General features: G+C 72.3%; 9 protein-coding genes. 2 read left to right on the forward strand and 7 right to left on the reverse strand.

What is annotated here, in order from left to right:
* Positions 1–154: 154 nt before the first annotated feature.
* From ACFXHB_RS25230 to ACFXHB_RS25260, 7 genes are all read right to left on the reverse strand, one after another.
* A complete protein-coding gene (locus ACFXHB_RS25230) occupies positions 155–1,480 on the reverse strand; it encodes a sulfate adenylyltransferase subunit 1 (RefSeq protein ID WP_380576886.1) in 1,326 nt (441 codons plus the stop codon).
* Entirely contained in the window at positions 1,481–2,434 is a 954-nt protein-coding gene (gene cysD, locus ACFXHB_RS25235; RefSeq protein ID WP_380576887.1) for a sulfate adenylyltransferase subunit CysD, read from the reverse strand.
* Entirely contained in the window at positions 2,431–3,012 is a 582-nt protein-coding gene (gene cysC / locus ACFXHB_RS25240) for an adenylyl-sulfate kinase (RefSeq protein ID WP_380576898.1), read from the reverse strand. The genes cysD and cysC overlap by 4 nt, the downstream gene beginning before the upstream one ends.
* A 67-nt stretch (positions 3,013–3,079) precedes the next feature.
* The gene (locus ACFXHB_RS25245; protein ID WP_380576888.1) at positions 3,080–3,781 is read right to left on the reverse strand and encodes a phosphoadenylyl-sulfate reductase; all 702 of its coding nucleotides are present in this window, start codon (positions 3,779–3,781) and stop codon (positions 3,080–3,082) included.
* Positions 3,762–3,959, reverse strand: coding sequence for a hypothetical protein (locus tag ACFXHB_RS25250; protein ID WP_380576889.1), 198 nt, complete (start codon positions 3,957–3,959; stop codon positions 3,762–3,764). Before ACFXHB_RS25250 ends, ACFXHB_RS25245 begins: the two co-directional genes overlap by 20 nt.
* Before the next feature lie 64 nt (positions 3,960–4,023).
* Positions 4,024–5,739 (reverse strand): nitrite/sulfite reductase, encoded by a 1,716-nt coding sequence (locus ACFXHB_RS25255; protein ID WP_380576890.1) that lies wholly within the window; start codon positions 5,737–5,739, stop codon positions 4,024–4,026.
* A 197-nt stretch (positions 5,740–5,936) separates the two neighbouring features.
* Entirely contained in the window at positions 5,937–6,080 is a 144-nt protein-coding gene (locus ACFXHB_RS25260) for a putative leader peptide (RefSeq protein ID WP_380576891.1), read from the reverse strand.
* 117 nt (positions 6,081–6,197) lie between these two features.
* Here ACFXHB_RS25260 and ACFXHB_RS25265 point away from each other — a divergent pair, with 117 nt between their 5' ends.
* Positions 6,198–7,487 carry a YihY/virulence factor BrkB family protein gene (locus ACFXHB_RS25265; RefSeq protein WP_380576892.1) on the forward strand — a complete coding sequence of 430 codons (1,290 nt, stop codon included), beginning with the start codon at positions 6,198–6,200 and terminating at the stop codon, positions 7,485–7,487.
* Between the two features lie 361 nt (positions 7,488–7,848).
* Positions 7,849–8,979, forward strand: coding sequence for a ribosome small subunit-dependent GTPase A (gene rsgA, locus ACFXHB_RS25270; protein WP_380576893.1), 1,131 nt, complete (start codon positions 7,849–7,851; stop codon positions 8,977–8,979).
* The last annotated feature ends 41 nt before the right edge of the window (positions 8,980–9,020 follow it).

The raw sequence follows: 9,020 nt of genomic DNA on the forward strand, positions 1-9,020 counted from the left end.
AGCTGTGGGGTGGGACAGCGACCGGCCCGGTGACAGGGCTGGGGTCAGCCCTGTCGGCCCACACATCGGGTCAGGCCGCCCTGGCCGCTGCCGAGGACGCCGCTGCCGATGCGGCCGCCTTCCTTGTCCATGCCCGAGAACGCCTCGCTGGGCATCAGACCCAGTCCTCCTCTTCGGGGACGCCGGGTGCGTCGGTGCGTACGGTGTCGAAGGCCTCGCCCGCCATGCCGGCGGTGAGGGTGGTGCCGTCCGCCGGGTCGATCAGCAGGAACGAGCCGGTCCGGCGGTTCTCGCTGTAGCCGTCGAGCGCCAGCGGCTCGGCGGTGCGCAGCACCACGTGGCCGATGTCGTTGACGTCCAGGCCCTCGGCGCCGGAACGCTGTTCGAGGGAGTCGATGTCGATCCGGTAGGAGATCTCCTTGACCAGCGCGCGCACGGTGCGGGTGGTGTGCTTGAGCAGCACCTTGTCACCCGCGCGCAGCGGGCGCTCGCTGAGGTGGCTGACCGTGGCCTCGATGTCCTTGGTGGGCGCCGGGACCGGTCCGGCCGCGATCAGGTCGCCGCGGGAGATGTCGATGTCGTCGGTGAGACGGACGGTGACCGACTGCGGGGCCCACGCGAGGTCCGTCTCCCGGCCGAGTGCGTCGATGCCGGCGACGGTGGTGGTGTGGCCGGAGGGCAGCACGGTCACCGGGTCGCCGACCCGCAGCACGCCGGAGGCCAACTGCCCCGCGTAGCCGCGGTAGTCGGGGTGCTCGTCGCTCTGCGGGCGGATCACGTACTGGACCGGGAAGCGGGCGGGCCGGTCGCTCGGGTCGGTGCCGACCGGCACCGTCTCCAGGTGCTCCAGCAGGGTCGGGCCGCCGTACCAGTCCATGTGGGCGGACGGCTCGACCACGTTGTCGCCGGCGAGGGCGGAGATCGGCACCGCGACCACGTCCCGGACCCCGAGGGAGGCCGCGTAGGCGGTGAACTCCTCGGCGATGGCGGCGAAGACGGGCTCGGCGTACTCGACGAGGTCCATCTTGTTGACGGCCAGCACCACGTGCGGCACGCGCAGCAGCGCGGCGACGGCGGCGTGCCGGCGGGTCTGCTCGACCACGCCGTTGCGGGCGTCCACCAGGACGACGGCGAGTTCGGCGGTGGAGGCGCCGGTCACCATGTTGCGGGTGTACTGCACGTGCCCGGGGGTGTCGGCGAGGATGAACCGCCGGCGGGGGGTGGCGAAGTAGCGGTACGCGACATCGATGGTGATGCCCTGCTCGCGCTCGGCGCGCAGGCCGTCGGTGAGCAGTGCGAGGTCGGGTGCCTCCTGGCCGCGGCTCAGCGAAGCGCGCTCGACGGCCTCCAACTGGTCGGCGAGCACCGACTTGGAGTCGTGCAGCAGGCGGCCGACCAGGGTGGACTTGCCGTCGTCGACGGAGCCGGCGGTGGCGAAGCGCAGCAGGGAGGTGGCGCTGTTCTCGGTCGTGGTGCTCATTTAGAAGTATCCCTCGCGCTTGCGGTCTTCCATCGCGGCCTCGGAGAGCTTGTCGTCGGCCCGGGTGGCGCCGCGTTCGGTGAGGCGGCTGGCGGCGATCTCGGCGATGACGGCCTGGATGTCGGCGGCGTCGGAGTCGACGGCGCCGGTGCAGGACATGTCGCCGACCGTGCGGTAGCGGATCAGGCGGCGCTCGACCGGCTCGTGCTCCTTGGGGCCGCCCCACTCGCCGGCGGTCAGCCACATGCCGCCGCGGGAGAAGACGTCGCGCTCGTGGGCGTAGTAGATCTCCGGGAGCTCGATGCCCTCGCGCTCGATGTACTGCCAGACGTCCAGCTCGGTCCAGTTGGAGAGCGGGAAGACGCGCACGTGCTCGCCGACCGCGTGCCGGCCGTTGTACAGCGACCAGAGCTCGGGGCGCTGGCGGCGCGGGTCCCAGGCGCCGAACTCGTCGCGCAGGGAGAAGACGCGCTCCTTGGCGCGGGCCTTCTCCTCGTCGCGCCGGCCGCCGCCGAAGACGGCGTCGAAGCGGTTGCGCTCGATGGCGTCCAGCAGCGGGACGGTCTGCAGCGGGTTGCGGGTGCCGTCCGGGCGCTCGCGCAGCCGGCCGTCGTCGATGAAGTCCTGGACGTGGGCCACGTGCAGGCGCAGGTTGTGCTCGGCCGCCACCCGGTCGCGGTACTCGATGACCTCGGGGAAGTTGTGGCCGGTGTCGACGTGCAGCAGCGAGAACGGCACCGCGGCCGGCCAGAAGGCCTTGAGCGCCAGGTGCAGCATGACGATCGAGTCCTTGCCGCCGGAGAACAGGATCACCGGGCGCTCGAACTCCCCCGCGACCTCGCGGAAGATGTGCACCGACTCGGCCTCCAGCGCGTCCAGGTGGGACAGCGCGAAGGGTCCCCCCGACCGGTCGGGGTCTTCGGTGTGGACCAGGCTGTTGGTCGCGGTGGTCACGCGAGGCCCCTCTCGGTCAGGAAGGCGTGGAGTTCGGCGGCGCTCTCGGCCACCTCGCGGCCCTGGGTCTGCAGGCGCAGCTCCGGGTCCGCGGGGGCCTCGTACGGGTCGTCGACGCCGGTCAGCCCGGAGATCTCACCGGCCGCCTGCTTGGCGTACAGCCCCTTGACGTCGCGCTCGGCGCAGAGCTCGACGGGGGTGGCGACGTGGATCTCCAGGAAGTCGGTGCCGTGCGCGGTGTGCCGCTCGCGGACCGCCGCGCGGGAGTCCGCGTACGGCGCGATCACCGGAGCGAGCACCTTGACGCCGTTGGCGGCGAGCTTCTCGGCGACGAAGCCGATCCGGGTGACGTTGGTGTGCCGGTCCTCGCGGGTGAAGCCGAGGCCCTTGGACAGGAACTCGCGGATCTCGTCGCCGTCCAGGACCTCGACCTTGTGGCCCTCGGCGCGCAGCCGCTCGGCCAGCGCGAAGGCGAGCGTGGTCTTGCCGGCGCTCGGCAGCCCGGTCAGCCACACGGTGGCGCCGCGCTCGCAGGGGGCGGCCTGGGGGGCCGCCTCTGCGGCTCCGTCGGCGGCCAGGGTGGTGGCTGTGCTCACGGTGAGGTCTCCAGACGGGTAGTGACGTTCGAACGGGTGGGACGGCGGATCAGAGGTGGATGCCGCACTCGGTCTTGCCGGAGCCGGACCAGCGGCCGGCCCGGGCGTCCTCGCCCTCCGCGGGCTTGCGGGTGCACGACAGCGGCGAGCAGCCGACCGACGTGTACCCCTCCCACAGCAGCGGGTTGAGCAGGACACCGTTGGCGTTGACGTAGGCGTCCACGTCCTCCTGGGTCCAGCGGGCGATCGGGGCGATCTTGACCTTGCGGCGCTTGGGGTCCCAGGAGACCACCGGGGTACCGGCCCGGGTGGGCGACTCGTCGCGGCGCAGCCCGGTGGCCCAGGCGTCGTAGCCGGCCAGGCCGCGGCCCAGCGGCTCGACCTTGCGCAGCGAGCAGCAGAGGTCCGGGTCGCGGTCGTGCAGGGCGGGCCCGTACTGGGCGTCCTGCTCGGCCACCGTCTGCAGCGGCTTGAGGGTGATGAGGTTGACCGGCAGCACGGCGGCCACCGCGTCCCGGGTGCCGATGGTCTCCGGGAAGTGGTAACCGGTGTCCAGGAACACCACGTCGACGCCGGGGAAGACCGAGGAGGCGAGGTGGGCGACGACGGCGTCCTCCATCGAGGAGGTGACGCAGAACCGCTTGCCGAAGGTGTCGGCCGCCCAGGTCAGGACCTCCTGCGCGGTCGCCTCCTCCAGCTCGCGGCCGGCGGCGGTCGCGATCGCCTCGTAGTCAGTCGTCGTGCCGGTCATGCGCGCCACCCCCGTGAGTCGCCGTACTTCCATGGGCCGTCGAGAGCAGGCCGAGGAACTTCAACTGGAAGGCCCGGCGGCAGCCGTGGCATTCCCAGGCGCCGTGTCCGGCTTCCGACGGCCGCAGGTCCTCGTCGCCGCAGTAGGGGCAGAAGAAGGGTGCCGCGCGCTCGCTCATCGCCCGCTCCGCTCTGCCCGGCGTCCGGACCGCCCGACGGGCCGCTGCCCGCTGCCCGGCGCGGTCACGAGAGCTGCTCCTCGCCGGCCCGGGCGGCCCACTGGGCGAAGCGCTCGCCCTCGGCGCGGTCGGCCTGGTAGCGGGTCAGCACGCGCTCGACGTAGTCCGGCAGGCCGTCCTTGGTGACCTTGAGGCCGCGGACCTTGCGGCCGAAGCCGGCCTCCAACCCGAGCGCGCCGCCCAGGTGGACCTGGTAGCCCTCGACCTGCTCGCCGTTCTCGTCGGTCACCAGCTGGCCCTTGAGGCCGATGTCGGCGACCTGGATGCGGGCGCAGGCGTTCGGGCAGCCGTTGATGTTGATGGTCAGCGGCTCCTCGAAGTCCGGCAGGCGCTTCTCCAGCTCGTCGATGAGCGTGCGGCCGCGCTCCTTGGTCTCGACGATGGCGAGCTTGCAGTACTCGATGCCGGTGCAGGCCATGGTGCCGCGGCGGAAGGGCGAGGGGGTGACCCGCAGGTCCAGTGCCTCCAGGCCGGCCACCAGCGACTCGACCCGGTCCTCGGCGATGTCGAGGACGATCATCTTCTGCTCGGCGGTGGTGCGCAGCCGGTCGCTGCCGTGGGCGGCGGCGAGGTCGGCGATCTGCCCGAGCAGCGCGCCGTTCACCCGGCCGACCCGCGGCGCGAAGCCGACGTAGTAGTTGCCGTCCTTCTGCCGGTGCACACCGACGTGGTCGCGCCAGCGGCCGCTGGGCTCCTTCGGCGCGGGGCCGTCGACCAGCTGGTACTTGAGGTACTCGTCCTCCAGCACCTGGCGGAACTTCTCCACGCCCCAGTCGGCGACCAGGAACTTCAGCCGGGCGCGGTTGCGCAGCCGGCGGTAGCCGTAGTCGCGGAAGATGCCGATGACGCCGCCGTAGACGTCCGCGACCTCGTCCAGCGGGACCCAGGCGCCCAGGCGGACGCCGAGCTTGGGGTTGGTGGAGAGGCCGCCGCCGACCCAGAGGTCGAAGCCCGGGCCGTGCTCGGGGTGCTCGACCCCGACGAAGGCGATGTCGTTGATCTCGTGCGCGACGTCCAGCAGCGGCGAGCCGGACACGGCGGACTTGAACTTGCGCGGCAGGTTGGAGAAGTCCTTGTTGCCGATGAACCGGCGCTGGATCTCGTCGATGGCGGAGGTGCCGTCGATGATCTCGTCCTCGGCGATGCCGGCCACCGGGGAGCCGAGGATGACGCGCGGGGTGTCGCCGCAGGCCTCGGTGGTGGACAGGCCGACGGCCTCCAGCTTCTGCCAGATCGCGGGGACGTCCTCGATCCGGATCCAGTGGTACTGGACGTTCTGCCGGTCGGTCAGGTCGGCGGTGTCGCGGCCGTACAGCTCGGAGACCTCGGCGATCGCCTTGAGCTGGGCGACCGTCAGCCGGCCGCCGTCGATGCGGACCCGGAGCATGAAGTACTCGGCGTCCAGCTCGTGCGGGTCCAGGATCGCGGTCTTGCCGCCGTCGATGCCTTCCTTGCGCTGGGTGTAGAGACCCCACCAGCGCATCCGGCCGCGCAGGTCGGCGGGGTCGATCGAGTCGAAGCCGCGCTGCGCGTAGATCGTCTCAATACGTGTCCGCACATTGAGACCGTCGTCATCCTTCTTGAACTGCTCGTTGGCGTTCAGAGGAGTGAAGTGGCCCATGCCCCACTGGCCCTCACCGCGATGGCGGGTCACCTTGCGCGGCGCGGCGGGGCGGCGCGCCTCGGCCGTGGGCTCGGCGGTCTCGGGGGTGGTGGCCATGGTGAAGTCCTTCGGGGCAGGTGGCTCTGACGCCGGGTGGATCGCTGGGCGTGCTCGGCCGGGTCCACTGCTGTGACCTGCGGGTTTCTCAAGGCCGGGAGAGCAGTGGCCGTGGCCGGGCGGGCGCCTGCGCATCCTCATCGGCGGGGATGGCGAGGTGGTGGCGCCGGGTGCGGTGGGTGGCGGCGGGGTAGGGCTCAGATCACCGGACAGATGGCGCTGGACACGCGAAGGAGATCGACGTGGAGTCGACCTACCAGGGTGGTTCCGGCGCTAGGCATGGCAAGAGATTCGCACGGCGCACGACACGAGGTCCACCAACGTCCGTATTGTGGACGCATGGGTTTCGCATCGCGAGATGCCGTGGCGTTCCCGCCGCTCCCCGGATCGGGCCCCCGGCGGCCCGATCGCGACACGGGAGATCAACGGACCCGCCCCGGCCCGATACCGTTACCCCTGTGCAAGCAGCAGGCGAAACGACGAGACCGAACCCGGAGCGGCCCTCCCGTCGTCGGGGCAGGGGCTCCCGGCGGGCGACCAAGCAGGTCACCTGGCGCAGTACGGCCTGGGCGCTGATCAAGGACACCACCAACACCTGTGTCGAGTACCGGGTCACCGGCCTCGCGGCGGAGGCGGCGTTCTTCACCCTGCTGTCCATTCCGCCCCTGCTCCTCTGCCTGGCCGGCACCCTCGGCTACCTGGACGAGTTCCTCGGCGCCGGCACGATCGACAAGCTGAAGTCGGACATCGTCTCGGCAGCCGGGACGGTGCTCTCGGACTCGTCGATCAAGCAGGTCGTGGTGCCGCTGCTGAACGACGTCTTCGACCACACCCGGCCCGACCTGATCTCGATCGGCTTCCTGCTGTCGCTCTGGTCCGGTTCCCGGGCGCTCTACATCTTCATCGACACGATCACGGTGATGTACGGGCTCGACGGCAGGCGCGGCATCGTCAAGACCAGGCTGATGTCGCTCGGCCTCTACCTCGGCGCCCTGGTGATCGGCTCGCTGGTGCTGCCGCTGCTGATGGCGGGGCCCGGGCTGGTGCAGAACGCGGTGCCGGACCTCGCGACGGTGGTCAACGCCGCCTACTGGCCGGTGGCGATCCTGCTGCTGATCGTCTTCCTGACCACGCTGTACCACCTCGCCGTCCCGGTCTCCACGCCCTGGCGGGAGGACATCCCGGGCGCGCTGGTCGCGCTGGTGGTGCTGGTCTTCTGCAGCGTGGCGCTGCGGCTCTACCTGGTCAGCTCGGTCGAGGGCCCCTCGGTCTACGGCTCGCTGGCCGCGCCGGTGGCCGTGCTGCTCTGGATCTTCGTGGTCGCGCTCGCGGTGCTGATCGGCGCCGCGATGAACGCGGCCATAGACCGCCGCTGGCCGACCCTGGAGACCGCCGACGCCCGCGCCGAGAACGAGCGCGCGCAGGAGGAGGCCGCGGCCGCCGTGGTCCGCGAGGTGGCCGCCCGGCGCGCCGTCGAGCGGGCCCGACGGGCGCGCGAACTCGGCCTCGCGGAGGGCGCCGAGGAGGAGTACGCCGAGGAGGGGGAGGACGTCGACGTGCCCTCCGAGTACCCCGAGCGCTGGGCCGACGTGCTGGCCGCCGACAACGTCCGGGCCCGGCTCACCACCCGGGGCGGCCCGCACCACCGGCCGGCCCCGCCGCCGCCGGACAGCGACCGGCCGACCGCGCCGCCCCCCGAGCACACGCTGCCCAGCCGCCCGCCGCGGCCGCCGTGGGAGCAGCGCTGACCCGTCGTGGTGCGGGGGCCGTGCCGGGGTCCGGCGGTGAGTTCCGACGGCGGGTTCCGGGAGCGGTGGCGGAAGGCCGGCCGGTGCCGCGGACGGCTGCCGGGGCGGCCGGTCGGCGCGGGTGAAAATCCTGTTGGCAGGGTCGGAGGCGGCCGCTACGGTGTGAGCAGTTCGGTTCGGGGGCCGCTTCGCCGGCCCATGGAGAAGCAGGAGGTGAGCCCGGTGACTGTCATTGCCGTCACGGCTGCCCTGGGCAGCGCTCGCATACCCCACCTCTCCCTCCCGGCCGCCGGCTGACGTCGCCTTCTCGCGCGCAGCCGTAGCCCGGCGGGATCACGTTCTTCCCGAAGGGCCCACCGCGTTGTTCAACGCTGCCTCCGTTCCGTCGTTCTCCCTCCTCTCTTCCGATTCCCCCGACTTCTCCGACCTCCCGCTGGCCGACTACGGCTGGACGGCCGCGTCCGAGGAGGACTTCGCCCCGCTCGCCGAGGCCGGGCTGACTCCCGCCCGGATCGTCCGGGTCGACCGGGGTCGGTGCGACGTCGTCGTGGCCGACCCGGCCACCGGCGAGCCGCGCACCGTCCGGGCCGACACCCGGGCGGTCGGCGACGTCGACATGATCAACTGCCCCTGCACCGGCGATTGGGCGGCCGTGGATCTCGCGGCCGAGCCGATGCCGGCCGTCGCGGCCCTGCTGCCGCGTTCCACCGCGATCATCCGCAAGGTGGCCGGCAAGCGTTCGGACGGCCAGGTGCTGGCGGCCAACGTCGACACCGTGCTGATCGCCTCCTCGCTCGCCGCCGAACCGGACCTCGGCCGGATCGAGCGCTTCCTCGCCCTCGCCTGGGAGTCCGGCGCCGAGCCGGTGGTCGTGCTCACCAAGGCCGACCTGGTGGACGACGCCGAGTTCATCCGGGCCGACGTCGAATCCATCGCGCCCGGCGTCACGGTGCTGGTGGTCAGCGCCGAGACCGGCGAGGGGGTGGACGTGCTGCGCGCCCGCACACCCGGCACCACCGCCGTGATCGGGCAGTCCGGCGTCGGCAAGTCCACCCTGACCAACGTGCTGGCCGGTGCCGAGGTGATGACCGTTCAGCAGGCCCGCGCGGTCGACCAGAAGGGCCGCCACACGACGACCACCCGTGAGCTGATCCCGTTGCCCGGCGGCGGCGTGCTGATCGACACGCCCGGCCTGCGCGAGGTCGGCCTCTACGGCGGCGAGGGGGTGGCGATGGCCTTCTCCGACATCGAGGAGCTGGCCGAGGACTGCCGCTTCCACGACTGCGGCCACCACACCGAGCCCGGTTGCGCCGTGCGGGCCGCGCTGGCCGACGGCACGCTCCCGCAGCGGCGGATGGACAGCTACCTCAAGCTCCAGCGCGAGAGCGAGTGGATCGCCTCCCGGTCCGACGCCCGGCTGGCCTCGGCCCGGCTGAAGAAGTGGAAGGCCATCACCAAGTCCGTGCGTGCCCGGGGCGCCGTGAAGCGGTGACGCCGGCCGGGCGGTGGGTGGCGGGCGCGCGGTGCGCCCGC

The sequence above is a fragment of the Kitasatospora sp. NPDC059327 genome (assembly GCF_042752535.1).
Lineage (GTDB): Bacteria > Actinomycetota > Actinomycetes > Streptomycetales > Streptomycetaceae > Kitasatospora.